Here is a 26,421-nt window from a genome sequence, read left to right as displayed (position 1 = left end):
CAACATTGTCCGTAAACCTGGAAGGAAACTGGGGAAGTCCGGTAAGATATCAGTGGTATAAAGGAGATAAAAAGATCTCTGGAGCAGTAACCGCAAAACTGACGCTTAAAGATGTGAAGAAAGATGACGCAGGAGAATATAAGTGCGTTGTTCAGAGAGGTTACGGAAGCGCATCAGAATATAATTCAAAGACAGTAACCGCGAACCTGACGGTGGATGGAAAACTTGCAGTGGTAAGGGTAAATAAAACAGATGTCTATGGATTTGCAGGAGGAAAAGTAAGTCTGGTTGGAAATTATGATCAGGGAATACCGGCAGTTCCGGCGGACGGAGTTGTATGGTGTGATGGAAATAAACAGCCATTGACAGCAAATGACAAGTACAGCACTCCTGACAGCACTACGATGACATTGAAAAATATTACAGCGGACCAGGATGGACAGGTATTCTATCTTTCCGCAGCCAATGCGGCAGGAACGGCATACAGTGAGGCAGTGACTCTTCATGTACTGGATGCATCAGCGGAAGATCAGACGGTTCAGGCAGGAGGCCGTGTTGCCTTAAAAGTGGAACGCCAGGGAGACTGGGGAAGTGACAGAGTCAGCTATCAGTGGTATAAAGACGGAAAGAAAATTACAAACGCAGTGCTTTCTACATACATGATCAGCAATGCGGATGCGGCAGATGCCGGTGAATATACCTGTGTAGTACAGAGAGGCTATGGAAGCGCGTCAGAATATAATTCTAAGACTGTGTCAGCAAAAGTATACGTTCAGGGACTTCCGGCGTCTATTACCCAGAGTCATGAAAATGACAAGATCCTTCCGGGTGATAAGGTGACATTCCATGCGCAGCTGGAGAAAGAATGGGGAACAGAAGTGTCCTGGCAGTGGTATGATCAGGATGGAAATCCGATTTCTGATAATGATACGTACAGCGGAGCAGAGACAGATACGCTGATTGTCACAGCTGATAAAGCAATGGATGGAAAAGGATATTACTGTGTCATATCTGATGACTACAGAACGGCTCAGACCGATGTTTCTAATATGATTGTGGAAGAAGAAACGACAGATCCTGAGGAACCGGGTCAGAATCCGGGAGGAGGAACACAGACACCGGAGAATCCAGGAAGCGGAACAGAAACGCCGGAGAACCCGGGAAGTGGAACACAGACACCGTCAAATCCAGGAACCGGAGCAGAGACTCCGGGGGCATCTCAGAATGGACAGACAGGAAATATGTCCGCTGCAGAAAATGCCGCTGGAAGTCAGAAAGAGGAGAATACAGCGGTTCCTAAAACAGGTGACATGTCAGATGCAGGAGCATGGGCCGCTTTAGGAGGACTTGGTCTCCTTGGATTCCTTGAAGTTCTCAGAAGAAAACTTTTCAGAAAAGAATAAATCAAAGGTATAACAGCATAGAAGAGACATAGGACGAGCGCTGATTTCAGAAATGAAGTCGGCGCTTTTTTGTAATCAGCTGTCTGCAGTATCATGGCGGAAAATATAATTTCATCATAAAAAGCCTTGGTTTATGCTGGAAAAACCGGTACAATAATGGCATTAGGAGGAGAATCATATGAAACGTAAGTATTTCTTTTTTGATATTGACGGAACACTGGCAGTTGGTGTGCCTGGAAAACAGTATATACCGGAGTCAACGAAAATGGCGGTCAGGAAATTACAGGAGGCCGGACATTTTACGGCAATTGCGACAGGACGCAGTTACGCTATGGCGGCAGATAACATGAAAGCGCTTGGATTTTCCAACATGGTCAGTGACGGCGGGAATGGCATTACCATTGATAATAAACTGATTGAAATCAAGCCGCTGGATTATGACAAATGTCTGAAACTGATTGAGGAATGCAGACAAAAAGATTTTATCTGGGCGATTTCCCCGGATAATACTAAGAGAAGATTGGCTCCGGATCACAGGTTTTATGACTTTACTCATGATGTATATATGGATACAGAAGTTGTGCCTGGTCTGGATCCGAGAGATTATGATAAGATCTATAAAGTTTATATTGCATGTTTTTCGCTGGAAGAAGAAAAGCTGGATACTCTGAAAGAACTGCCGTGGTGCCGTTTCCACAAGGAATATCTTTTCGTTGAACCGGGGGATAAGTCTGTGGGAATCAAAGCAATCATGGATTATCTGGGAGCAGATTACAAAGATGTGGTAGTCTTTGGAGATGAAAAAAATGATCTTTCCATGTTCAGGGATGAATGGACCAGCATTGCCATGGGAAACGCCATTGAGGCATTGAAAGAAAAAGCGGATTACGTTACGGACGATTGTGACAAAGACGGCATCTACAACGCATGCAGGCATTTTGGATGGATTGATTAGAAAGTGAATGAAAACGAAAGATAGATGGACACACCATGAAGGAAAAAGATCCTGTCAGGGTGTGTCCATCCTGCTTTCAGGCATAGTCATCGATGCAGATGGCTGTTCCGAGGGGAACTCTCTTAACATACAGTGTCCGGTCCGGTTTTGTTCCCAGAGTCCATTTGATTAAAGTAAGGCAGCGGTCTTGGATTTCGATGCAGGTAATGCCGGAAGGAGAGATACAGCTGCCGGTATTGGAATATGGAGAGGAGGGGGTTCCGATCATAGGATGATGGGTGTGTCCTGTAATCAGCAGATGATGCTGCTGTGCGGCCCATCGGGCCAGGCGTTTTTCTGAGCTCTTTTTCTTCCGGTGGTTTTTGGCGGCACTGGTGGGATCAGGAATGCCCAGCTGTTCCAGAGGGCGCCAGATATAACGTACGAGGAAACGGGAGACCGGCCATAAAACACTGTTGAGAAAGTCGGCCTGATGCCCGTGGGTGAGATAAATATCCATCTGATGTTCCTGATCCTCCAGGATAATGCCGGAATAGAAACGAATACCAGGAAACAAAGACCGGCTGCATTGATGGCACTGGCAGAAATAATCCTGGCAGTATGTCTGGCAGAATTTTTTCTTTCTTTTTATGATATCGTGATTGCCATAGACCGCGTAAAATCTGTCTTGACGGAAGAAGCGTCCCAAAAGTTCAAAGGAATCCGGATGGATGGATTTGACTGCACAGAAAGACCGGTTTTCCCATAATTCATCTCCATCGCCCAGTTCAAGATAAGTATAGCCCTGTTCTTCGTAGTATTTTAAAGCAGAAACATAGAGGAATTCATTTTTTAAAAAGTTATCATTGGATCTGCCGGTCCCTCTGTGGCAGTCGCTGAAAAGAACATACCTGGAATCCTGATACAAGGGGAGCCGGCAGGGGTGCTGAAAGGCTTTGGAAATCCGTGAGTAAGAACTCATCGGCAGTGTTTCCTTTGGTTCCTTTTCTTTCTGCATTTCTGACGCCTGTGTTTTTGAAAACGCAGGGTACGGCGGAAGGCTGCAGGCAGGAAGAAATACAGGAAAAGAATCTGATCCAGTACACAGTGAAACGGCCTGGTAATGCGGCAATAGAGCCGGCACAGCAGACGATTTTTCCATTGGGCAGATAGAAAGGCCAGGCAGTGTTTTGGCTGCCTGCTGTGAGGAACGGAAAATGAAAAGGAAACTGTCAGACCGCAGATGCAGACATCACAGGAAGCATAGCCTCTGGAAAGCAGGCTTTTCACAAAGCTGTTCATCATTTCTTCATCCGGAAATGTAAGAGAGACATTCATGCTGAGATCTTGTGGATCAGCATACCTGCCGGTATAAAATCCGGTAAGCCACCAGTGAAGCCGGCTGATGCAAAACAGATTTTTTCCTTTGAAGTTTAGTTCCATGGAGACAGGAAGCAGTTCCGCCTCGGAGGCACTCTGGAAAGTGGTTTGTTCATAATGTTCCGGAGAGATTATGGTATCAGCGTGATAAATTCCAATTTCGCCTCCGATATTGATTCCGTACTGCCCTTTCCAGAATTCAATCAGCCAGGTCCGCCCTTGATAATCAAAGTAAACAGGTTCACAGTCAAAGACCATATGAAAGTGGACAGCGGTCTGGTCATAAAGGGCCTGATAGCCGAAGGCTTTTTGAGGAGCATCCAGTCTTGAGGTCATGACGCCGCAGTCCGGGTCGTAGGAAAATCCAAAGGGTCCGGCAAGTTCATTGAGCAGGCGCTGCTTTTTGCATGGATCCATACAGCGTACTTTACAGATGATTTTTCTTCTGCGGAAGAAATGAAAGACAAAAAATAATACACAAACGGCAAATAAAATGCCGGCAGATAAATACATAAAAAACCTCCAAACGTATTTAGTGTATTATATGTCTAAAAAGGAAAAAGGTTAGGACACGGAGCCAATAGAAAAATAAGAAGAATTGTTGTAACATAAAGAAAAAGACGATATGGAAAATTCACTGGGGAGATTTCTGGACACCATTTTTCTGCATAATAGAGACATAAACAGTACGGTTAAAGTCATTATGTAAGAAAGGATGGTGCGGTGATGAAAGGTTATCCGGTGTATGATGGTTATATGGGATATGTCAATGGTTCTTATATGCTGTTTGCCAGTGAATCTGACTATGAGGAGTATATATCTGAATTGTAGGAAGAAAATTTAGTGGGAATCTGAAAAAGAAAGCGGGAGTCATATGTCAATTTCAAAGAATAAATTAAAGATTTTATATATTATGAAAACCCTGTTGGAAAAAAGTGATGAAAAGCATCCTTTATCAGCGGCAGATCTGAACAGGGAATTAGGGCAGTATGGACTGTCTGCGGACCGAAAGACAATCTATAATGACATTGATACGCTCCGGGAATTCGGCATGGATATTATCCAGAACAAGGGCGGAAAAGATATAGGATATTATGTTGGCTCCAGGGAGTTTGAACTTCCGGAATTAAAGCTTCTGGTAGATTCTGTACAGTCTTCCAAATTTATTACCAGCAGAAAGTCGGAAGAGCTGATTCGAAAGCTGGAAAAACTTGCAGGAGAGTATAATGCCAAACAGCTCCAGAGAAATGTATTTATTTATAACCGGCTGAAGGCGGACAATGAAAGAATTTATTATAACGTGGACCGGATCCACGAGGCAATTCTGGAAAACCGAAGAATTGCTTTTCAATATACAGAATGGACGATCAAACGGGAACTGGTGCCAAAGAAAAATGGCGCTTACTATGCTGTGAGCCCATGGACGCTTACGTGGAACGATGATAATTATTATCTGATCGCTTATGATGAACATGCAGATATGCTGAAGCATTACCGGGTGGATAAGATGAAAGATACCTCTCTGCTGCAGGAACAGCGTCTGGGAGAAGAGAAGTTTCATAATTTTGATCTTGCGGCATTCTCCAAGAAGATGTTTGGAATGTACGGTGGGAGGGACGAGGAAGTAACGCTGCTTTGTCATCGTCAGCTGACAGGTGTTATTCTGGACCGTTTTGGACAGGATGCAATGCTGATCCCGGAAGGGGAGGAACAGTTTCGGGTAAGAGTTCTGGTTACAGTCAGTCCCCAGTTTTTCGGCTGGGTCGCGGGACTTGGAGACAGGGTTTCTGTTCAGGAACCGGAATCTGTCAGGAAGGAATACAGGATATTTTTAGAAAATATTTTAAAAAGATATCAATAGAGAGATCTGTACAAATCATGCCTTGTAATTGATATAGTATATGTTAAAATAAAAAGAAAAAAGGGAGGAAAAGTTATGCTGCAAATCAAGCCGACAAAGCATTTGATCGGGATAATGATACAAGGTGATTATAATGATCTGTATGATCTGGTGGATTCTATTTATGGTATGTGTGGATTTGATGAACGTCCGGAAAGTCCATATTACGGAGCCAAAGATCTGCTGCTGGGACTGTGCTATGAAACGCGGCATGCATACCGGGCCTCCAGAGAGATTTTGTCCGTGGAAAACGGCATGAATAAAGATATCATGAAGTGGAAAGAAATCACGGCGCCTTCTGAAAATGTATATTTCAGTACGAATATTTTCTTCCCGGAAGCAATTTTTCTTGCCATTGTGCTGCCGGAGACGTATGATTTTTCGAAAAAATATTATGGACGTCACAGTAAATATAAGGGAAGTGTATATGAACCCCGTTCATTGATGCGTTTCTACAGGGATCGTGCGAATTTGGAGGTTTTGTGCTCGGCGATCTGGCAGGCGCTGGGTGAAGTGATCGGAGAAAGAGAAGCGGAGAAATTACTGGAGAAGCGGGAAGAGCTGGAGCCGAAGCATTATATAAGCTATATTATTGAGTACATCAAACGATGCAATATGGAGCTGATTCGTACGGAAGAAAAAGACAGAAGACAGAAACTGCGGGATATTACAGAAAGGATCTTAGGCAGGCCGGAATCTTATGATGATCTGGAAAAGAAACTGGCCTTCTGGGCAGAAAAATACGGGAAAAACATTCATCAGATTCACGCAAAAGCAGACTATCCGGAAGAGATTGACTGGTAGCGGAACAGAGAATGAAACAGAATGAGGGGAAAGACTTTTTGCATCGGAGGAAAAGTCTTTTCCTTTTTTTAAATGAGACAGAAAGGAAGGATGTTATGAAGATACTGTTTGCGTCAGATTCGTTTAAAGGATCTTTAAGTTCCAAAAGGGTCGCCCAGCTGCTGGAGGAGGCTGCTCACAGGGTGTTTCCGGAGGCAGAGACAGAAAAAGTGCTGGTGGCGGATGGCGGAGAAGGAACGATGGATACTGTGGTGGAGGAACTGCATGGAACTTATCGCGAAATACCAGTCAAAGGCCCGCTGGGAGAAGAGCAGAGAGCAGTATATGGGATACTTCCGGGGAAAAAAGCAGTGATAGAGATGGCACAGGCCTCAGGGCTTTCTCTGGTGCCAGAAGCATTGAGGAATCCCAGAAAGACGACCAGCTATGGAACCGGGATGCTGATCGCGGATGCGATGGATCAGGGGATTCGTGATATCCTGATTGGAATCGGCGGAAGCGCGACCAATGACGGGGGAATGGGAGCCATGAGCGCTCTTGGAATCCGTTTTCTGGATCAGAATGGAAGACGGCTGGATGGATGCGGAGAGGATCTGGGAAAGGTATGGTCAGTCGATGTATCCGGTATGCACCCGGCTGTGAAAGAAACTTCTTTTACGGTAATGAGTGATGTGAAGAATCCGCTGCTTGGAAAAGATGGGGCAACGTATACCTTTGGGGAACAAAAAGGCGCTTCAGAAGAAGATCTAAAACTGCTGGAAACAGGGATGGCACAGTATGCGGAAATAGCAGAAAAGGAAATGGGGAAACATACCGCTGCACAGGCCGGGGCAGGAGCTGCCGGCGGGCTGGGATTTGCCCTGCTTACATTTCTGGACGCGAAATTAAAATCAGGAATTGAGACAGTGCTGGATATTGTGGAATTCGATGAAAAACTGAAGGGAACAGATCTGGTAATTACCGGAGAAGGAAGGATGGACTGGCAGTCCTCTTTTGGAAAAGTACCGTCCGGCGTTGGAAACCGATGCAAAAAGGCAGGAATACCAGCGGCAGCAGTCGCAGGAGGTCTTCTGGAAGGGTATGAGACGATCTACGATGAGGGAATCTGTACGGTAATGACAACGATCAGTGGAACCATGGATCTAAAGGAAGCCATGGAACGAAGCGAAGAGCTGTATCTGGATGCGGCCTGCAGACTGTTTCAGGCGATTTCCATCGGCATGAAAATGAAATAATATGGATCATAAAAACAGGGGAGCGGTTTTTTGGACCGCTCCCCTGTCTGATAGTCATTATTTTAACTGGTTTCCGTCGCTGAAAGCAGTGCCTGCCTTTCCGTTCAGTTTCAGATAATTGTGAGTGGAAGGATCATAAGAAATTGCTTTTAATTTCTCAGGATCTACATTTCCATCAGCATCCAGAATCTTCTCGTCTACGCTGGTATTAACGATTTCAGCCACAATGCGGAGAGTTTTGTCATACTGATTGATTTCCTCCACTTTGCACTCCAGAACAATCGGAAGATCCTCGATAACCGGCGCATCCACAAATTCGCTCTTTCTTAAATGGAATCCGGATTTCTCGATTTTGTCCGGTACGTCATGTCCGGATACGATACCGACATAGTCGGCAGGAACCAGGTTGGCTTCATCGGCAATTCCAACGGTAAATGCCTGACGGAGTTTGATGTTGTCGGATGTCTTATGACGAACACCGATATTGATCTGCAGGCGGTTGGAATTTACGATGCCGCCGTATGCCACATTCATGGCGTCCGGTGTGCCGTCTTCTCCATAAGATGCTACGATCAGGACAGGCTGTGGGTAAATAAATGGTTTTGCTCCTAAATCTTTTCTCATGTTTCTATAACTCCTTTCTTTATTCTGAACGAAGCGCTGTTACAGGATCGCTCTTAGCGGCCTTTCTAGATGGAATCAGGCCTCCAATCAGTGTCAGGATGACACTTAAAGTGATCAGGATAACCGCTCCCATAACCGGAAGCTGAGCGTTGACGTTCGTTGTGCCGGCGATGTTATGGATCAGCATATTTCCTGGTATCAGCAGAAGCAGTGTGATCACAATGCCAAGGACGCCGGCAAGCAGGCCGATAATAAAGGTTTCGGCATTGAATACCTGTGATATGTTATGTTTCGATGCCCCGATGGCACGAAGGATACCGATTTCTTTTTTGCGCTCCAGAACGCTGATGTAAGTGATGACTCCGATCATAATGGAAGATACAACAAGAGAAATCGCGACAAAGGCGATCAGGACATAGCTGATTACATTGATAATGTCTGTGACAGAAGACATCAGAGTTCCCACATAATCGGTGTAGGAGATCACTTTGTCCTCATCAGTCTTTTCCATACGTGCATTGTAATCATCCAGGATTTCAATGACTTTTTCCTTGTTTTCAAAATCCTTTGGATAAATGTTGATGCCGCTTGGCTCGTCAAAGTCTGCATATCCCAGTTTCTGCAGGTTGTTTTCGTAAGTAGAAGTATCGGAGGTCATAAGGGACATCATAAGTTCGGACAGTTCTTCTTCGTTCATATTCATCTGAATGGCATCCTGGAATTTGGACGCATCAATCTGAATGGCGTTCTGAAAGTTATTTGCCAGGCTGCTCATCTGCTGCTGCATAGCAGAACTGATCTGCTTCTGCAGGGATTTGGAAATTGTCTGGGCATACTGCTGCATGGCAGACTGCATCTGCTTTTCCAGGTTCTGCTGGAACTGGTCCGCAAGACCACTGGACTGGATGATGCCGGACATGCCGTTTTGCAGGAGAGACTGGGCGTCATCTGTCTGCAGGTAGGCCATGAAATACGTATCCATGTTTTCTTCATCGGTCAGATTGTTTTTCTTCAGGTAGGATTCAAATCCGGAAGTCAGCTGATCACTGAGCTTTGTCACCTGATCTTCGTCCAGTTCCAGATCCATTCCTTCAAAAAGGGCATCAGTGTCAATGGAAGGCATGGAAGAAGTATCAATCTGGATGCCGCTTAAATCAAGACTGCCTGCGCCGGCGCCAAGTTTGCTCTGGTCGATGGAGAACGCCTGTTTTAGTTTGTCAGTGTCAACAGTAAATAAAGAGTTCATATCCAGCTGACTGCTCTTCTTATCATCGAATTTTTTGCCTGTAAAGACATCAACATCCGGCTGATCCAGCTGTTTTTTTACAATCTCACTGGACTGTGCTTCTTCGATGACATGATCGGTCAGGGAAGCCGGATAGTAAATTCCGGAAGACATCATAGTGGCAGTTGCATCCTCGCTTGGCTGGACAATGCCGACAATGGTCAGATCCTCGCTTTTATCCAGAACCTTTTTCATATAATTGATATCGTCTGTTTTATCTCTGTATACATTGTACTGCTTGTCGTACTGATAGCAGTCACTTGGATTTACAATCTTAAATTTTGTATTCAAAATATCGTCATAGGAATAAGAGGAGGAAATATCATCTGGTACTTTTACGGTTTCCTCTTTTGAAAATTCCTCGATCATCTTATCCAGTTCATCATAATCCCGGAGTCCCAGCGTATACAGCATAAAATCACTGATATTTCCGTTTCCTGTGAGGACCAGGACACATTCGTTGTATTTCTTCGGCCATCTGCCTGCTTTTACATCATACTGGTCTTTATAAAGACTGTCCTTGCCGGGCATCTGAAAAAATACATTGGTACTCATCATGGACGACATCAAACTGTTGCTGCTGGTGGAAGATCCAAGTCCCAGAGATGAGAAGGAATTATCCGGATGTACCTGTCGTATGTTTTTTGTGTCTGAGCTGTATATCTGAGGCGACACGTCATACGTATATTCCACGGCATTGGTATAATTATCAATTTTACTGTCGCCGCTGTCGAAATACTGTTTTAAAGATGCCAGGTCGTTGGAACCGATCTTTGAAAACATATTGGTGATCATTTCTGAAACATGAACCTGGGCTGCTTTTTTCGATTCGGTTTCTTTGTTTTCTTTTTCTTTGTCACTGCCGCTTTGCTGGGCATCGCCCATCATGGAAGTCAGATCAAAGCCTGTGCTTTGAATCTGCAGCGGATATTCGGATAACGTCTCTTCCTCAATGGACTGGATGTACTGATTGACGCCGGTGGAAAGAGACAGAATCAGAGCGATGCCGATGATGCCGATCGAACCGGCAAAGGAAGTCAGGATCGTTCTGGCTTTCTTTGTTTTCAGGTTGTTAAAACTTAGGGATAGTGCGGTCAGGAATGACATGGAGGATTTTCCCATGTTCTTGTGTTCCGGCTCCATCCAGTGAGTTGGTTTCAGTTCCAGAGGATCAGAGTCACTGCGGATTTTTCCATCCCGCAGTTCTACGATACGGGTTGCGTAAGCCTGCGCCAGTTCAGGGTTATGAGTGACCATAACGACCAGACGGTCCTTTGCCACTTCTTTCAAAAGATCCATAACCTGAACACTGGTGTCACTGTCCAGGGCGCCGGTAGGTTCGTCCGCCAGAAGAATATCCGGATTGTTGACCAGGGCACGGGCGATGGCAACTCTCTGCATCTGGCCCCCGGAAAGCTGATTTGGTTTTTTATGAATCTGTTCGCCCAGTCCCACTTCTTCCAGGGCTTCGACAGCCCGCTGTCTGCGTTCTGACTTGGAAATGCCGGAGATTGTCAGGGCAAGTTCCACATTGGATAGAATGTCCTGATGGGGGATCAGGTTATAGGACTGAAACACGAATCCAATGGTATGGTTCCGGTAAGAATCCCAGTCCTTGTCTTTATAATTTTTGGTAGAAATTTCGTTGATGACCAGATCTCCGCTGTCATACTGATCCAGACCGCCGATAATGTTGAGCAGTGTTGTTTTTCCGGAACCGCTGGGGCCCAGGATTGCAACAAACTCATTATCCCGTAAGTTCAGACTTACGTGGTCCAGCGCTTTCTGTACCAGATCTCCGGTCCGATATTCTTTGTAAATATCTTTGATTTGCAGCATAAAGTCTTATACCTTCTTTCTGTGTCAAGTTTTGCAAAGAACTGTGATTCAAAACAAGGGTTTAGAATACGTTTTACTTTAGATATTAAGATACTCTATATTATAATAGAGATGGGAAAAAAGTAAACGGAAAAAGCATTTTTTTCCATCGATAAAGGAAGTCGAGATGTTTGGTAAAGATGCATAAAAATTACAAAAATCGACATGTAGTTATATGAATATGTTATAATTTAGGAAGTGATATTAACAAAAAAGTATGAATGAGAGGGAAGGCTATGGGAAGAAAGAAATTATTATTTTCACCAGTAGGAGGAACAGATCCAATATCAAATTTCAGAGATGGCGCATTGCTCCATATCTGCCGTGTATATCAGCCGGATATTGTATATTTATATTTGTCGAAAGAAATGTGTGAGGCTCAGGAAAAGGATGACAGATATCGATTTTGTTTGAGAAAACTAGGAGAGAAGCTGGATCATACATTTCAGATTATAACGATTGAAAAACCGGAACTGGAAGATGTCCAGATTTTTGATGCATTTATTCTGGAATACAGAGAATTGTTGAAAGAGCTTCAGAAACAGTATCCGGATTGTGAAATATTATTGAATGTATCGTCAGGAACGCCCGCTATGAAGAGTGCGTTGCAAATTTTAGCGGCAACCGGCGAAACGAAGATGCAGCCAATTCAGGTAAGCACTCCACAGAAGGGAATCAACCCTCGTTTAGAAGACAGGGAAAATTATGATGTGGATACTTACTGGGAATTAAACGAAGATAATGAGGATGGCTTTGAAAACCGCTGTATGGAATCGAAGAATTTCTATCTTGTGGATGAAATACGAAAAGAGACGATTATAAAACAGATCAGAGCATACGATTATGTAGCAGCTTTGACAATAGCAGAAGAGATGACGGCACCATTATCTGAGGAGATTTTAGCGATGCTTCGGGCAGCGAGCTGCCGCTTAAAGTTAAATATTCATGGAATTGATCAGGAATTGAAGCCGTATGGCATTCAGTTTCTCCCGATTCGGGATGATAATGTACGGGGGATTTTTGAATATGTTTTGAATTTGGAAATCAAAGTGAAAAAAGAGGAATATGCAGATTTTATCAGAGCGATTACCCCGGTAGTATTAGAATTGTTTAAGATTGCCTTGAAAGAATATGGAGGGATTGACTGGAAACAGTTTTGCTATAAGACAAAAGATGGAAGTTGGAAATGGGATATCAATAAATTAAAACAGAATGCTTCCGTATGGGAAGCATTAAATACTGGGTATAAAGACGGATTTTCCAAACCAGAAATTTATGCGATTCATCTTCTGAAAATTATGAGAAGTTGTGTAAAAAATCCAACCATGCTGCAATTATCAGAAGAAATTCGCAAGATTGAAGCAAATGTTCGAAATATGACCGCACATAATCTGGTTTCTGTAACAGATGTATGGGTAAAAAGAAGGTGTGGTTATACCCCGGTAGAGATTTTTGAACTGCTGAAACAATATGTGAAGAAATTACATTTTAAGATTGCAGATGAAGACTGGAATTCTTATGATGTCATGAATCAAATGATAATAGAAAAAATACAGGGATGAGAACTATGATAACAGAACTAACTTTAAAAGTAACGTATGATGCGCAGGACACACTGGACTATCATATTGCTTCAACGATGCACGGAATTTTGATGGAATATTTAGAAAAGAGTTACGGAGACGCAATGCATCAGGATGTATTGAAGCCGTATTCTCAAACTGTATTTGATATGACTGCAAATAGTTTTTGCTGGAGAATTTGTACTTTGACAAAAGAAGCAGAAGAAAAAATCATTCGCCCAATTATGGAAGAGGATGAATTTTTCTTAAAATATAAGCAGCTGAAACTCAAAGTGAGAGAAAAACAAGCGAAATATGTATCCTACGAGGAGTTGATCACAACATATTATTTCGAAAAACAACCGAGAGTACTCCGTATGGAATTCTATTCTCCGACATCTTTTAAAAGTCATGGAGAGTATGTGTTTCTTCCATCAATTCGGTTGATATTCCAAAGTTTGATGAATAAATATGACAGTTTTTCAACAGATACTGCAATTGGAAATGATGAAATTCTGGATCAGATAGAGGAAAATGTAAGAATAACGGGTTACCGGCTCAGAAGTGTAAAATTCTCTTTGGAGGGAATCCGGATTCCGGCTTTTATGGGGACAATTACCATGTATATAAAGGGACCGCAGCAGCTGGTAAATTTAGTCAGAATGATGGCAGAGTTTGGACAATATTCCGGGATTGGAATAAAAACGTCTCTGGGAATGGGTGCATATAAGATAAAGGAAGGATTTAAGAATGACAAAAGATCAAATCAGAATCGTTGCAGGAGCACTGCTTCATGATATAGGCAAAGTACTGTATCGGAGCAGCGATGGAAGAAATCACAGCGAGAGTGGATATGATTTCTTAAAAAAAGAAATACGAATAGATGATACAGAAATATTAAATCAGATTCGATATCATCACGGGAAAAATCTGGGAGCAGCTTCGATACAGCCGGATTCACTCGCTTATATTACATACATTGCAGATAATATAGCCTCTGCAGCGGATCGGAGAGAGAAAGATCAGGGAGAACGGGGCTTTGACCGGAAAGTGCCTCTGGAAAGTATTTTTAATATTTTGAGAGGCAATCACCAGGATTTTTGTTATCAGCCGCGTATGCTGGGAGATGAAAGCGGTATTAACTATCCAACAGAAGACAAAATTGAATATCGGGAAAATTTTTATACAGAGATTTCTCAAAAAATAAAAGAATGTCTGCAGGAGTTTGCTTACGATAAAAATTATTTAAATTCATTGCTGGAGATCCTGGAGGCAACATTATCGTTTGTACCATCTTCCACATCTCTGCAGGAGAGAGCAGATATTTCGCTGTACGATCATGTCAAGCTGACCGCAGCAGCTGCAAGCTGTATTTATTTATATCTGCAGGAAAAAGGAATCAAGGATTATCAGACCGTTTTATTGAAGGAAGCAGAGCAATTCTATGAAGAAAAAGTCTTTATGATTTACAGCATGGATCTTTCAGGTATTCAGGACTTCATTTATACAATAACCAGTAAAGGTGCATTAAAAGGTTTAAGAGCCAGATCGTTTTATCTTGAAATCATGATGGAACATATGATAGATGAATTGCTAGAGAAAGTTTCTTTGTCAAGAGTTAATCTGCTGTATTCCGGAGGCGGGCACTGTTATTTACTGCTTGCCAATACAGAGGAAACGAAGGGACAGTTAGCAGTATTTGAGAAGGAAGTAAATCAATGGTTTTTGGAAACTTTTCAAACAGATTTATTTGCAGGATGCGGATTTGCAGGATGCAGCGCAGCGGATTTGAAAAATCAGCCGGAAGGAAGCTATCAGAAAATTTTCCGGACAATTACGAGGCGAATATCTGATCAAAAAATGAATCGATATACATATAAGGATTTATTGTATTTGAATCAAAAAGAACAAATTTCGGGAGAAAGAGAATGCAAGATATGTCATAGAACAGATTTGCTGCGGGAGGATAATCAGTGTGAAATATGCTGGTCATTGGAACAAATGGCAGTACAGATTATGGAAAATCAGTTCTTTATTGTATCATCAGAGAAAAAAGGAGTCTCTCTGCCTCTGCCATTGGGACGCTATTTGACAACAGAAAAGAAAGAAGAAGATGTGAGACAGAGGATGAAGGAGGATTCGTCTTATATTCGAACGTATGGGAAGAATAAATTTTATTCAGGATATTCTGTTGCAACAAAATTATGGGTAGGAGATTATCATTATAAAACCGGATGCAGTTTTCAGGATCTGGCGGACTGTGCCCAGGGAATTGAAAGAATTGCAGTTTTACGGGCGGATGTCGATAATTTAGGAGAGGCATTTGTTTCCGGCTTTGCGAATAAGGAAAATCATAACAGATATGTTACATTATCCAGAACATCTACTTTTTCCAGAAAGTTATCTTTGTTTTTTAAATATTACATTAATAACCTTTTGGAGCAGGGATCATTTTATTTGAAGGAAAAAGAAGATAAGAGAAGAGCTGCAGTTATCGTATATTCCGGCGGTGATGATTTGTTTGTTGTGGGAAGCTGGGACGATATAATCGGCTTTGCTGTTGATTTGTACTACAGCCTGAAAAAATATTCGCAGGGGACGCTTACGATATCAGGAGGAATCGGAATCTATCCTCCTAAATTCCCGATTTCTGTAATGGCAAAACAGACAGGAGCATTAGAAGATGCAGCAAAAGAAGTAGAGGGGAAAAATGCGATTACTTTATTTGATGAAAGATATTCCTTCCATTGGAGTGAACTGATTCAGGAAGTCATAGAAGAAAAATTACAGCTGATACAATCTTATCTGGATGAGTTTGCGGCAGAAAGAGGCAAAGCGTTTCTGTATCGGGTATTAGAGTTGGTGAGAGCCAGATGGATGGAGGAAGATGGTAAAATCAACATTGCCAGATTCGCTTATCAATTATCACGGATTGAACCTTCAGAGAATGCTTCGGAGGAACAGAAGGAACTGTATCACAGATTTTCAAAATCTATGTATCAGTGGATACAGGACGAGAAAGATTCCAGACAATTAGAATTGGCAATTTATTTGTATATATATCAGGCAAGGGAGAAGGAAGGAGAATACAATGGCGAAGATTGATAAATTAACGTATGTGGATCAGGCAGAAAAAGTCATAAAAAGCATGAGGGAGAAGAATAGAAATGGAGGATATAGGATAAGCTTGACAACGTCTAAAATCAGAAATATTCTTTCTCTAGTTACAGCGATATATAATCAGGTAATCCATGATCCTAATCCTGAATTATCAGAAGATATTTGTCAGGAAATCCAGTATTTAAGATTAAGGATTATCTATGAAGCAGGAAGAGATGATAAGGATAAAGACGTTATGAAATTTGTGAAAAAAGCAGAGTTAATTGAAAACATACAGAGTATAGGGAAAAGCAGAGAGCAGTTTCTGTTGTTTTGCAGATACATGGAAGCGTTAGTTGCATATCACAGATTTTATGGCGGAAGAGATGCATAGGAGGATAGAAAAATGTATGGTAAGATAAAAATTTCTGGGACAATAACAGTTGAAACTGGGATGCATATTGGAGGATCTTCTCAATTTGCTGCGATCGGAGCAGTGGATTCACCGGTGATTCGGGATCGCCAGAGTGACCTTCCGATGATACCAGGGAGCAGCCTGAAAGGGAAAATGAGGACGTTGCTGGCAAAACAGTATTCAAAGACAGCTATTTTAAAACAACACGATGAGGATCCGGAAATCGTATTAAGGTTGTTTGGAAATTCGAAAAAGGGAGATGGAAAACGAGCAAGCCGGCTGATCTTTTCTGATATGATTTTGAGCAATATGGACGAATTGAGAGAAATGGAGATTCATTCTGCGACAGAAATTAAATTTGAAAATACAATTAATCGTGCAACTGCTATTGCGAATCCAAGGCAGATTGAAAGGGTCATCAGAGGGTCCAAATTTCAATTGGATTTGATTTATGATGTCATGAAAGAAGAGGAAATTACAGAAGATATGGCTGCAATCAAACAGGGATTTGAACTGCTTCAATATGATTATCTGGGAGGAAACGGAACGAGAGGATATGGAAAAATTAAGTTTTCCGATTTATCAGCGAAATGTGTTGTAGGGAATGTATCAGCGGATATTATAAATCAATGCAATGAAATTATGAAAGGTGAATAGAATGAATTTTAAAATATGTAAAATGCATTTTTCCACCGGGCTGCATATCGGCAAAGGACTACTGACAGACGGCGAACCTGTATTCTATGCGGATACGTTATTTTCTGCATTATGCCATGAGGCGTTAAAAATGGCGAGTCTGGCTAGACTGCTGCAGTATTGCGGAGAGGGGCGGTTGAAATTATCCGATGGGATGCCATTTATTCAGGATGAACTGTATCTGCCGAAACCTCTTTTTCGAGTAGAAACAGATGAAGAGGGAAACTCTAAAGTGAAAAAATTATTCAAAAAATTAAAATATATTCCAGTGGGAAAATTTGAGGAATATATCCAGGGAAATTTGGATGTCCAAAAGGAAAAAGAAAAATATGATGGTCTGGGGAAATTTCAGATGACGCAGAAGGTATCTGTGGCTCGCGAAGAAGAGCCGGAGCCTTATTTCGTAGGATCGTATCATTTTCAAAAAGATACAGGATTGTATGTGATAGTTGCTTACGACACGGAAGAAGTTTTTGAATTTCTGATGGAATTGATGAGAGCATTGGAGTATAGTGGAATTGGCGGAAAAAGAACTAGTGGATATGGAAAATTTCAATTGGAATGTTCTGATCTGCCATTGGAGCTGGAAGAACGAATCAATATTGAAAAATATTCTTTGAAAATGCTGGTATCTCTTGCATTACCAAAAGAGGATGAATTAAAAAAGGCGTGCAGCGACGCTAATTTTCAAGTGATAAAAAGAAGCGGGTTTGTCGCATCTGATACATATGCAGAGCATTTACAGCGAAAAAAAGATTTTTATGCTTTTGCAGGCGGATCTTGTTTTCATGACACTTTTGATGGAGATATCTACGATGTTTCTCTGGGTGGAAGTCATCCGGTGTATAAATATGCAGTACCTGTTTTTGTGGGGGTGAAATAATGGGACAATATTTGAAATCCTATAGGGTGATTTTGACAACCAAAAGCCCTGTGTATGTTGGTTCAGGAGAAAAAATAAAGAAAAAACAATATGTTCTGAATCGAAGCGAAAAAAAGATTTATTTGCCGGACATGAAAAAGGTATACAGTGCAATGCAGAGAAAGAAAAAGGGACAAGCTTATGAAAGATATTTGCTGAATCGAAATGAAAAAGATTTTGCAAGATGGATGCAGAAACAGAGGGTTTCAGAGAAGGAATATCTGTCGTGGATGCGGTATCGGTTAGACTGTTCTGATGTAGTATTGACTGATGAAACAAATGATTTGTTATTATGTGTAAAGGATCCTTACGGTATGCCATATATACCAGGCAGTAGTTTAAAGGGAGTGCTACGGACCATTTTACTGGCAGATGAACTGTTGTATGATCCAGATAAGAAAAGAAATGCACAAAGGATTATTAAAAAAGGGTTAAAAGAATCCAGGCCAGGTAAAAGGTATCTGGGAAGAGAAATGAAAGAAATTGAACAGCAGGTGTTTCATTTGCTGGATTATGAGACAGATCAGAGAAATTCTGTCCAGGATATTATGAGGGGTATCATAATCAGTGACAGCAAGCCGCTTTCCTTAAGTGATCTAACCGTTTGTCAGCAAATTGACAGTAATGTCAAAGGCACAAAGAAACGTCTTCCAATCATGAGAGAGTGTATACGTCCGGGGCGGAAAATAGAATTTACCATGACGATTGATGAGAGTATGAATCAGGCTACGGATGAAACGATTCTGACTGCGGTTAATAATTTTCTGGGAATTTACCAAAAGTTTTTGCTTAAATTTAAGATGCAGGACAATGCAGAAAATATGATTTACATTGGCGGAGCAGTCGGATTTGTAAGTAAAACAATTTTATATGATATCTTCGAGCAGGATGAAGCAGGTGAGTATGTGAGTGAGATTTTCGGAAAAACATTGGCAAAATCAATTGCCAGACAGCATAAACACTATTTGGATAGCAGACTGGGAGCATCGCCTCATGCAATACGAGGAACAGAGTGTGAAGGAAGGGAGTGTGAATTTGGAAAATGTGAGATTCAGATGGAAGAATTGTGATTTTGCGCCGATGCCCATAATTAGCGGTCTGGAGACAATTTTGGAAGAAAGTTTGAGAGGCAGACTTCGTTCATTTTGTTTTCAGCCGCAAAATATGGCGGCAGGCGGCGAAAACAGGGAGCTGCAGAGGGCAGGATTTAGATAATTAGAACCCCCGGCAGGGGACGAGAATAAACGTTGTATGGTAACTTTGCACCAGTCCGCACTTATAATTTAGATAATTAGAACCCCCGGCAGGGGACGAGAATCCATCCGGCTGGATCGCTGCATATTATAATAAATTTAGATAATTAGAACCCCCGGCAGGGGACGAGAAACAATTACATAACCGTTACCAGTATCTAACCAGGATTTAGATAATTAGAACCCCCGGCAGGGGACGAGAAGGGAAACAAGGAAACCTTTAAATTCAAATCTATAGTTGATTTAGATAATTAGAACCCCCGGCAGGGGACGAGAACTATACATTATAGTTACTATCTTTATAAGCATACAAATTTAGATAATTAGAACCCCCGGCAGGGGACGAGAACAATTTCATAACCTTCTATTTCTTTGAGATTATCCATAAAATTTAGATAATTAGAACCCCCGGCAGGGGACGAGAACCTGACTTAAAATGATTATACAAAAAAATAAAATGTTATTTAGGTAATTAGAACCCCCGGCAGGGGACGAGAAAATTTTTTGAAACAGTGAACGGGTTAGACAGTACATATTTAGGTAATTAGAACCCCCGGCAGGGGACGAGAACAAATTTTTGAAAAGATTGAAAAAAAGTTGTTGACAAGATTTAGGTAATTAGAACCCCCGGCAGGGGACGAGAACCCTAAAACTAAATTGAATAAAATTGCTCCAAAAATTAATTTAGGTAATTAGAACCCCCGGCAGGGGACGAGAAAAGAATATTTGATCTTATCGATCAATTCATACGTATCCATTTAGGTAATTAGAACCCCCGGCAGGGGACGAGAATGAATTTCCATCATTCCACTGAAAAATACTTTCTACTTATTTAGGTAATTAGAACCCCCGGCAGGGGACGAGAATACTATGTAACCTTTCTTCTCCAGTTTCTTAACTCTATTTAGGTAATTAGAACCCCCGGCAGGGGACGAGAATGTAAAATACCATTATATTTTCCTTTCTGCCTTGCTAGATTTAGGTAATTAGAACCCCCGGCAGGGGACGAGAACAGCCTTTGCTCTTTTAATTCATAGAAGTCTTTCTTTTAGATAATTAGGACCCCCGGCAGGGGACGAGAACTAATAATTCGCAAATCTTTTAAATTCATTCGGATCTTTATTTAGATAATTAGAACCCCGACAGGGGACGAGAACACAACTTCATTCGCATCAGCACATAGAGAAACTTCATAATTTAGATAATTAGAACCCCCGGCAGGGGACGAGAACTCCTTTCTTCCTGATCTCTATATGTAATCGTAAACAATTTAGATAATTAGACCCCCGGCAGGGGACGAAAACTTGCATAAAAATAAGACCCTTTAAGGCCTTGCTCTTATCTATTTAGACAATTAGAACCCCGACAGGGGACGAGAATTGAAATAAAGCATGTAGTGCCTCATATCTTTGTCGATTTAGGTAATTAGAACCCCGACAGGGGACGAGAAGAAATTAATATATTCTCTGACATTTGTATGCATTGTTTTATTTGGGTAATGAAAAACCCGGAAGGGGACGGAATATTTCTTAATGCGAAAAGGAAGAGAGGAATATGGAATCAGATATTTTGTATGCTATCGGTTATATTATTGGGGTTGCTGCAGCTGGATTTCTGATTATAGTAATATTTGGCTTTTTTTGTGTTTGGTGGTGGAGTCAATAAGTCATTGCTTGGAAAATGATAAGGAATGGACACTGGAAATCCCAAAGTGGCAATATTGCACCGCAGAATATGAAATGATAAAATGAATAAGAGGGAGGGGTTATATGACAGCTGTTAGGAAGATAATGACGGATATTATGAGTGAAAGAAATTTGATTTTGGCATATAAGTTGGAGGTATAACTATGTATAAATATGAAGTTATAATCTATTGGAGCCAGGAAGATGATTGCTATATCGCAGAAGTCCCTGAATTGCCGGGATGTATGTCAGATGGGAAAACCCAGATGGAAGCTTTGAAAAATTCTCAGGTTGTTATTTCTGAGTGGATTGAGACAGCCAAAGAGATGGGAAGAGAGATACCAGAACCAAAAGGTAAACGATTATATGCTTAAAATAAAAACTCCTGAATCTGCAGGAGTTTTTGTGTTTATAACAATTAAGAGGAAAGTAAAAAATGCTGTCTGAACGGAGGTGTGCTATGTCTTGCTTATATATTACAGAGAATGGTGCGAAAGTTGGGATTGAAGGTGGCAGATTCAGCGTCAAATGTAAAAATGGAATGGATCGATATATCCCAAAAGAATCGGTGGATTCAATTATAATATTCGGCAATGTAAATTTGACGGTACCATGTCTGCGGGAATGCATGGAAAGAGGAATTTCCGTTTCTTTATTTTCAACCACTGGAAGATATTTTGGAAGAATCGAGTCAACAAGTCATATAAATGCCAGACGTTTAAGAAGACAGGTCCATATGAGTGAGAATGAAGAGGATAAACTGATTTTCTCAAAAAAGATTATAGAGAACAAGATACATAACCAGAGAGTGTTGCTGACTCGTTATGCAAGAAATTCTGACAGTAATATTTCTGATCAGGTTAAAGCAATTAAAATTCATGAGAAAAAGATTCAGCAGTGTTCGAGTATAGAGCAGATTATGGGATATGAGGGAAACGCATCACGGCAGTATTTTTCTGCATTAAGCAATATGATAGCAGATGAATTTAAATTTAAGGGAAGGAGCAAGAGACCACCGAAAGATCCTTTTAATTCTATGATTAGTTTAGGGTATACAATTCTGTTGTATGAAATTATGGGAGAAATTGAAAATAGAGGACTGTCTCCTTATATTGGATTTATGCATAAGGATGCTGAGAATCATCCAACATTAGCCAGTGATTTATTAGAAGAATGGAGAGCTGTCATCGTAGATGCAACGGTAATGAGTTTAATTCAGGGTAATGAAATACAGCTGGAAGAATTTCAAAAAGATCGGGATACCGGTGCCGTCATTATAGGGAAAAAGGGTATTAATATTTTCTTGAAGAAATTAGAAAAGAAACTACAAAGTAATATGAATTATCTGGAATACCTGGAACACCCGGTTAGTTTCCGACGAGCTATCTGGTGGCAGGTCACGAAACTGATTCGTTGTATAGATAATGGAACTTTTGAAGAATATCAGCCAATAAGGATACGATAGATATGGATTTTTTTGAATTTGAAGAAATAGAAGAAGAGAGAAATATAAAATATCTGATTCTTATCATTTATGATATTTCAGATAATAAGCAGCGACTGAAACTCGCGAAGTATTTGGAGAGTTATGGAGTTCGTGTGCAGAAATCAGCGTTTGAAGCCCGTCTGGATAAGAAAAAATATAAACAGCTATTAGAGGGATTAGATAAAATTTTGAACAAAGAAGATAATGTCAGAGTTTATAAGATGAAAGATTATGAAGAAGTGCGAACATATGGTGATGAAGTGTTTGCGGATGATGGAGATTATATTATTATCTAATCCACTACAGATAAGGAAAAATGGGAAAGAAGAACGTCATCATGTGATTATGTCATTTTTTGGAACTGAGACCGCCAAAGAGATAGGAAGATCATATGAAAAGGGAGCCGCTGCTCCATAGATGATATTTCACCTGTTTCGCAGCAGCTCCAATGAAAGGGCTCTATTCATGATGATTTTTTCTACTGTTATGTGTACTCCGGGAATAACGTTCGCCGGAGTTATTTTGTGTGCTCTGGCGGTGATGACCGGAAGAAGTACTTTGCGTGTTTTGATGATGACGGCTGGTTGAGGCAGTATGTGTCTCCTGATGGTGTGTACTGGCCGCAGATGTATTCTGCCTGTTTGTCTGCTGTTCGGAATGATGCTGACCGGATTTATCCTCTTCGCCGGATAAGGAGTGTATGAGATCATGGATCTCTTTCATGGTCATGTCTTTGACCTCTTCTGCTGTGATGTCAGAGCCGAGAGACTGAAGTTTCAGGAAAGCCTGATATTTGCCGGAAGAAAGTCCCAGATGATGGGCTTCCTCTGTATCTTCGTGATCTGCCATGTAACAGTAAGTGTTCTGATTTTCCTTGGCGGAAGTTTCAGCGTGGGAGTATATGCGTCTGCACTGTCTGGTGTTTTTTCCGGATACTGTAATCGTTAGAACTTCATCTCCGGCCAACAAGTCTTTGATACGGTCTGATGCAACAATTTTATCGATGGCATCATCACAATCCATATATTTGACCTCTAGTGAGGAAGCCAGTTCTTTGCCGTCTGAGTTATAACCGGTTACGGATAAAACCCTGTTGAAACGGTTGACACTCAGTTCCAGGGAAGGATTGATATCAATGCTGATGGCTGCGGTAGGAGTGAAATAAAGCCGCCAGCCTCCAAAACCGATCAAAAGGAAAAACAGACAGAAAGAAGCAAGAGCAATATAACGGTATCTGGCTGGTCTCTTTTGAGAAAGAGTTTTCCGCTGTTCCTGAAGGAATGCCTTGGTACCATTTTTCAAAGATTCTTCTGCATGGATCTGCTGGAATGCTTCGTGGATTTTATTCTTCATATTCATCGCCTCCTAACTTAGTTTTCAGTATCTTTTTGGAGCGGGTTAGGAGCGTATAAACGGTATTCACATTTTTCCCAAGAATCTTACTGATCTGAGGCGCTGTATATCCTTCATAAAAATGCAGATAAACTACGTCTTTATATTTTTTTGGAAGAGATAAAACAGCTTCCAGGACATCCCGGTGATCCTGTGCCGCAGGAGCCGGCTGATTGATAACCTGATCTATGGATACAGTTCGTTTACGAAAAAAACTTTTTAGCAGATCTTTACAGGCATTGATCGTTACACGAATCAGCCAGGCTTTTTCATGTTCTCTGTTTTCAAATTCAACAGAACTAAGGGCATATTTCAGGAAAACTGTTTGAAATATGTCCTCAGTGTCTGCGTAGTTTTTCAAATGTAACATGCAAAGCCGCCGGATCATATCAGAATAATCAGCGACTGCCCTGTTGATTTCTGCTTCGCTCCGCATAGTTGTCTGATCCTCTATCTGTGGCATCCTTCACCGGAGTGATGATGCCGGCTGGTGTTATGGTGAGAGTTTGTCTGTTTCTTCTGGGAAGTACAGTGATCACAGATGCCATCGCCATTCTGATCCGTATAGTACTGGCAGCGTCCGGAAGAGGCCTGTTGTTTCTGAGAGACGCAGTGATCGCAGACTCCGTCATGATTTTTATCGGTATAGTATGGACACTGGCTGACAGATTTCTGGCTGGTCCTGGCTGTTGCCTGGCTGGCTGTATCTGTGGAAGCCGCCGGAGCAGCGGTTGTGGCAGCGGCAGTGCTTTCTGTGGATTGTGCCGTTGTGGCAGCGGCAGTGCTTTCCGTGGACTGCGCTGTGGCAGCAGTGCCGAAAGTGTTATCGGAAACCGCAGTAGTCTCATAACTGCCGGTGTCATTATCCGGGGTCTGGCTGAATGCGTAGATGCAGACTGTGCCTAAAGAAAATACAAAGACTGTGATCAAAATTCCCGTTATTAGTTTTTTCATAATGTATCCCTCCATTTGTATTGCTTTATTGGTTGTTTCACTATAAATACGATTGAGAGGGATAAAACCATTCACTTTTTTGAAAAAAATTCATTTGATTGTCTTCTTATTATATCGTAAAAAGAGAGAAGAGAATATGGAGAAATACAAAGAAATGGGAAAAACAGTTGACTCTTCCCTTAGGGCAGAGGCTATACTGAAATCAGATTCGGATCAGACATGTGCAGGGAGGGAGAAAAAGATGCTTTCTATTGGTGAATTTTCGAAAATATGTCAGGTGACAGTAAAGACACTGCGTCATTACGACAGGATCGGACTGCTGAAGCCGGTTTATGTAGACGATATGACAGGATACCGCTACTACAGCCGGGGGCAGATGGAGAAGATGCTTTTGATCCAGAGATTAAAACGTTATGGATTTTCACTGGAAGAGATTAGCAGTATCCTTCACTGTACGGAAAAGGGAGCGCTCCTTTCCAAAATGCTGCAGCAGAAAGACAGACTGAAACAGCAGAAACAGGATATGGAGCTGGCAATCAGTGAATTGACGGCTCATATGCAGAGTTATGAAAGGACGGGAGATCTTATGGATTATCAAAGAGGATACAAAATTGATCTGAAAGAAGCGCCGGAGAGAAATGTGATCGCGTGCCGGCAGAAAATGGGTGTCGATGAATTCGGAAAATATTACAGCACACTATATGAAAGGGTGCCAAAAGAACGGGTGACGCCAAATGGTGTGACAGGAGCCGTATATTACGATAAGGAATTTGACCGGGAGAACTCAGATATTGAGCTGATCGTCGGAATCAGGGAAAGAGAAAAAGCAGACAGGGTTATGAAAGCAGGACTGTGCGCCATGACAGTGCATAAGGGACCATATTCTTCTCTGTCAGAGGCGTATGGCGCCCTGGTGGACTGGATCGCGGAAAATGGCTATGAGTGGAACGGAGTGCCGTATGAGATTTATACAAAGACGCAGTTTGACAGTCTGGCTCCCCAGGATTGGGAAACAGAAGTCTATTTTCCTGTGAGAAAAAAATAAAATTCCGGTACAGACAGATTCTCTGAAATGGGAATGATCAAAATAAAGCCGCAGTCCTGCTGTTTATGGGACTGCGGTTTCGTCTGTGCCGGAGAAATAAAATGGAAACAATTTTATTCCTCTTCTGAGGCGTTTTCTTCATTGATTTCTTCATTTTCAACTTCTGCATTATCTTTGTATTTATCGTTTGATAATAAATTTATGATCTTTTCCATCCGGGTTATTTTTTCTTCCATTTTCCATATTTTCTTTTGCTGATACCATGCGAGGACAGGGAGAAATACAACAAAAATTCCATATGCAAAACCAATGGTCATAATAATTGCAAATAACATGTTCAGATTCCTTCTTTCTTACTTATACCAATGTTATACTATCATTCTCTTTTTGATACATCAAGGAGGAAGATTTAAAAAGAATGGAAAATCAATCAAAGAATTTTCCACTTACAAGTGGTAACTTTGTTCTT

24 protein-coding genes and 1 CRISPR repeat array are annotated in these 26,421 nt (G+C 41.5%); of the genes, 16 read left to right on the top strand and 8 right to left on the bottom strand.

Annotated features, from left to right (window positions below; all coding sequences use genetic code 11):
- A partial coding sequence (locus tag JMF81_RS08745; protein ID WP_279323888.1) for an immunoglobulin domain-containing protein occupies window positions 1-1,403 on the top strand: 1,403 nt, incomplete at its 5' end.
- Window positions 1,404-1,581: 178 nt separating this feature from the next.
- Window positions 1,582-2,358, top strand: a complete 777-nt coding sequence (locus JMF81_RS08740; RefSeq protein ID WP_201311074.1) for an HAD-IIB family hydrolase — start codon at window positions 1,582-1,584, stop codon at window positions 2,356-2,358.
- A 76-nt stretch (window positions 2,359-2,434) separates the two neighbouring features.
- Here the strand turns inward: JMF81_RS08740 and JMF81_RS08735 are convergent, their stop codons facing one another.
- Together JMF81_RS08735 and JMF81_RS08730 are read right to left on the bottom strand one after the other, a co-directional pair.
- Window positions 2,435-3,355: a metallophosphoesterase gene (locus JMF81_RS08735; protein WP_243282591.1), complete on the bottom strand. Its 921-nt coding sequence runs from the start codon at window positions 3,353-3,355 to the stop codon at window positions 2,435-2,437.
- Window positions 3,316-4,230: a DUF4474 domain-containing protein gene (locus tag JMF81_RS08730; protein WP_201311073.1), complete on the bottom strand. Its 915-nt coding sequence runs from the start codon at window positions 4,228-4,230 to the stop codon at window positions 3,316-3,318. Before JMF81_RS08730 ends, JMF81_RS08735 begins: the two co-directional genes overlap by 40 nt.
- 361 nt (window positions 4,231-4,591) lie before the next feature.
- Here JMF81_RS08730 and JMF81_RS08725 point away from each other — a divergent pair, with 361 nt between their 5' ends.
- The 3 genes from JMF81_RS08725 (at window position 4,592) to JMF81_RS08715 (ending at window position 7,656) form a co-directional block, all read left to right on the top strand.
- Complete coding sequence (locus tag JMF81_RS08725) at window positions 4,592-5,578, top strand: helix-turn-helix transcriptional regulator (protein ID WP_201311072.1); 987 nt, start codon at window positions 4,592-4,594, stop codon at window positions 5,576-5,578.
- Between the two features lie 75 nt (window positions 5,579-5,653).
- A complete protein-coding gene (locus JMF81_RS08720) occupies window positions 5,654-6,421 on the top strand; it encodes a DUF6904 family protein (RefSeq protein ID WP_201311071.1) in 768 nt (255 codons plus the stop codon).
- 95 nt (window positions 6,422-6,516) lie between these two features.
- Window positions 6,517-7,656, top strand: coding sequence for a glycerate kinase family protein (locus tag JMF81_RS08715; protein WP_201311070.1), 1,140 nt, complete (start codon window positions 6,517-6,519; stop codon window positions 7,654-7,656).
- Window positions 7,657-7,713: 57 nt separating this feature from the next.
- Here JMF81_RS08715 and JMF81_RS08710 read toward each other — a convergent pair whose 3' ends face one another.
- Together JMF81_RS08710 and JMF81_RS08705 are read right to left on the bottom strand one after the other, a co-directional pair.
- The gene (locus JMF81_RS08710) at window positions 7,714-8,280 is read right to left on the bottom strand and encodes a flavin reductase family protein (protein WP_201311069.1); all 567 of its coding nucleotides are present in this window, start codon (window positions 8,278-8,280) and stop codon (window positions 7,714-7,716) included.
- 19 nt (window positions 8,281-8,299) lie between these two features.
- Window positions 8,300-11,404, bottom strand: a complete 3,105-nt coding sequence (locus JMF81_RS08705; RefSeq protein ID WP_201311068.1) for an ABC transporter ATP-binding protein/permease — start codon at window positions 11,402-11,404, stop codon at window positions 8,300-8,302.
- 275 nt (window positions 11,405-11,679) lie between these two features.
- Between JMF81_RS08705 and csm6 the strand changes: the two genes are divergently transcribed.
- The 10 genes from csm6 (at window position 11,680) to cas2 (ending at window position 22,857) form a co-directional block, all read left to right on the top strand.
- A complete protein-coding gene (gene csm6, locus JMF81_RS08700; protein WP_201311067.1) occupies window positions 11,680-13,005 on the top strand; it encodes a type III-A CRISPR-associated CARF protein Csm6 in 1,326 nt (441 codons plus the stop codon).
- A gap of 5 nt (window positions 13,006-13,010) precedes the next feature.
- Window positions 13,011-13,802 carry a CRISPR-associated endoribonuclease Cas6 gene (gene cas6 / locus JMF81_RS08695; protein ID WP_201311066.1) on the top strand — a complete coding sequence of 264 codons (792 nt, stop codon included), beginning with the start codon at window positions 13,011-13,013 and terminating at the stop codon, window positions 13,800-13,802.
- Window positions 13,756-16,110 carry a type III-A CRISPR-associated protein Cas10/Csm1 gene (gene cas10 / locus JMF81_RS08690; protein ID WP_201311065.1) on the top strand — a complete coding sequence of 785 codons (2,355 nt, stop codon included), beginning with the start codon at window positions 13,756-13,758 and terminating at the stop codon, window positions 16,108-16,110. Before cas6 ends, cas10 begins: the two co-directional genes overlap by 47 nt.
- Complete coding sequence (gene csm2 / locus JMF81_RS08685) at window positions 16,097-16,498, top strand: type III-A CRISPR-associated protein Csm2 (RefSeq protein ID WP_201311064.1); 402 nt, start codon at window positions 16,097-16,099, stop codon at window positions 16,496-16,498. The genes cas10 and csm2 overlap by 14 nt, the downstream gene beginning before the upstream one ends.
- A 12-nt stretch (window positions 16,499-16,510) precedes the next feature.
- Window positions 16,511-17,176 carry a type III-A CRISPR-associated RAMP protein Csm3 gene (gene csm3 / locus JMF81_RS08680; protein WP_201311063.1) on the top strand — a complete coding sequence of 222 codons (666 nt, stop codon included), beginning with the start codon at window positions 16,511-16,513 and terminating at the stop codon, window positions 17,174-17,176.
- A gap of 1 nt (window position 17,177) precedes the next feature.
- Complete coding sequence (gene csm4, locus JMF81_RS08675; protein ID WP_201311062.1) at window positions 17,178-18,098, top strand: type III-A CRISPR-associated RAMP protein Csm4; 921 nt, start codon at window positions 17,178-17,180, stop codon at window positions 18,096-18,098.
- The gene (gene csm5, locus JMF81_RS08670) at window positions 18,098-19,207 is read left to right on the top strand and encodes a type III-A CRISPR-associated RAMP protein Csm5 (protein ID WP_201311061.1); all 1,110 of its coding nucleotides are present in this window, start codon (window positions 18,098-18,100) and stop codon (window positions 19,205-19,207) included. The genes csm4 and csm5 overlap by 1 nt, the downstream gene beginning before the upstream one ends.
- Before the next feature lie 135 nt (window positions 19,208-19,342).
- A CRISPR array of direct repeats spans window positions 19,343-20,472; the repeat unit is 36 nt; unit sequence ATTTAGGTAATTAGAACCCCCGGCAGGGGACGAGAA.
- Between the two features lie 767 nt (window positions 20,473-21,239).
- The gene (locus tag JMF81_RS08665; RefSeq protein ID WP_201311060.1) at window positions 21,240-21,449 is read left to right on the top strand and encodes a type II toxin-antitoxin system HicB family antitoxin; all 210 of its coding nucleotides are present in this window, start codon (window positions 21,240-21,242) and stop codon (window positions 21,447-21,449) included.
- Between the two features lie 86 nt (window positions 21,450-21,535).
- On the top strand, window positions 21,536-22,540 hold the full coding sequence (cas1, locus tag JMF81_RS08660; protein ID WP_201311059.1) for a CRISPR-associated endonuclease Cas1: 1,005 nt from the start codon (window positions 21,536-21,538) through the stop codon (window positions 22,538-22,540).
- A gap of 2 nt (window positions 22,541-22,542) precedes the next feature.
- Window positions 22,543-22,857: a CRISPR-associated endonuclease Cas2 gene (cas2, locus tag JMF81_RS08655; protein WP_201311058.1), complete on the top strand. Its 315-nt coding sequence runs from the start codon at window positions 22,543-22,545 to the stop codon at window positions 22,855-22,857.
- Window positions 22,858-23,020: 163 nt separating this feature from the next.
- Here the strand turns inward: cas2 and JMF81_RS08650 are convergent, their stop codons facing one another.
- From JMF81_RS08650 to JMF81_RS08640, 3 genes are read right to left on the bottom strand one after another with little or no spacing between them, the layout of a single operon-like run.
- Complete coding sequence (locus JMF81_RS08650) at window positions 23,021-23,914, bottom strand: anti-sigma-I factor RsgI family protein (protein ID WP_201311057.1); 894 nt, start codon at window positions 23,912-23,914, stop codon at window positions 23,021-23,023.
- Window positions 23,904-24,389, bottom strand: coding sequence for an RNA polymerase sigma factor (locus JMF81_RS08645; RefSeq protein ID WP_201311078.1), 486 nt, complete (start codon window positions 24,387-24,389; stop codon window positions 23,904-23,906). Before JMF81_RS08645 ends, JMF81_RS08650 begins: the two co-directional genes overlap by 11 nt.
- 14 nt (window positions 24,390-24,403) lie before the next feature.
- Window positions 24,404-24,907: a hypothetical protein gene (locus tag JMF81_RS08640; protein ID WP_201311056.1), complete on the bottom strand. Its 504-nt coding sequence runs from the start codon at window positions 24,905-24,907 to the stop codon at window positions 24,404-24,406.
- A gap of 241 nt (window positions 24,908-25,148) precedes the next feature.
- On the opposite strand from JMF81_RS08640, the gene JMF81_RS08635 reads away from it, so the two are divergent.
- Window positions 25,149-25,952, top strand: a complete 804-nt coding sequence (locus tag JMF81_RS08635) for a MerR family transcriptional regulator (RefSeq protein WP_201311055.1) — start codon at window positions 25,149-25,151, stop codon at window positions 25,950-25,952.
- 113 nt (window positions 25,953-26,065) lie between these two features.
- On the opposite strand, the gene JMF81_RS08630 is transcribed toward JMF81_RS08635, so the two are convergent.
- Window positions 26,066-26,287, bottom strand: coding sequence for a hypothetical protein (locus JMF81_RS08630; protein ID WP_201311054.1), 222 nt, complete (start codon window positions 26,285-26,287; stop codon window positions 26,066-26,068).
- Window positions 26,288-26,421: the final 134 nt, after the last annotated feature.

Origin of the sequence: Anaerostipes butyraticus (genome assembly GCF_016586355.1) — a bacterium.
GTDB lineage: Bacteria > Bacillota > Clostridia > Lachnospirales > Lachnospiraceae > Anaerostipes > Anaerostipes butyraticus.
This window is presented reverse-complemented; position numbering and strand designations above follow the sequence as displayed.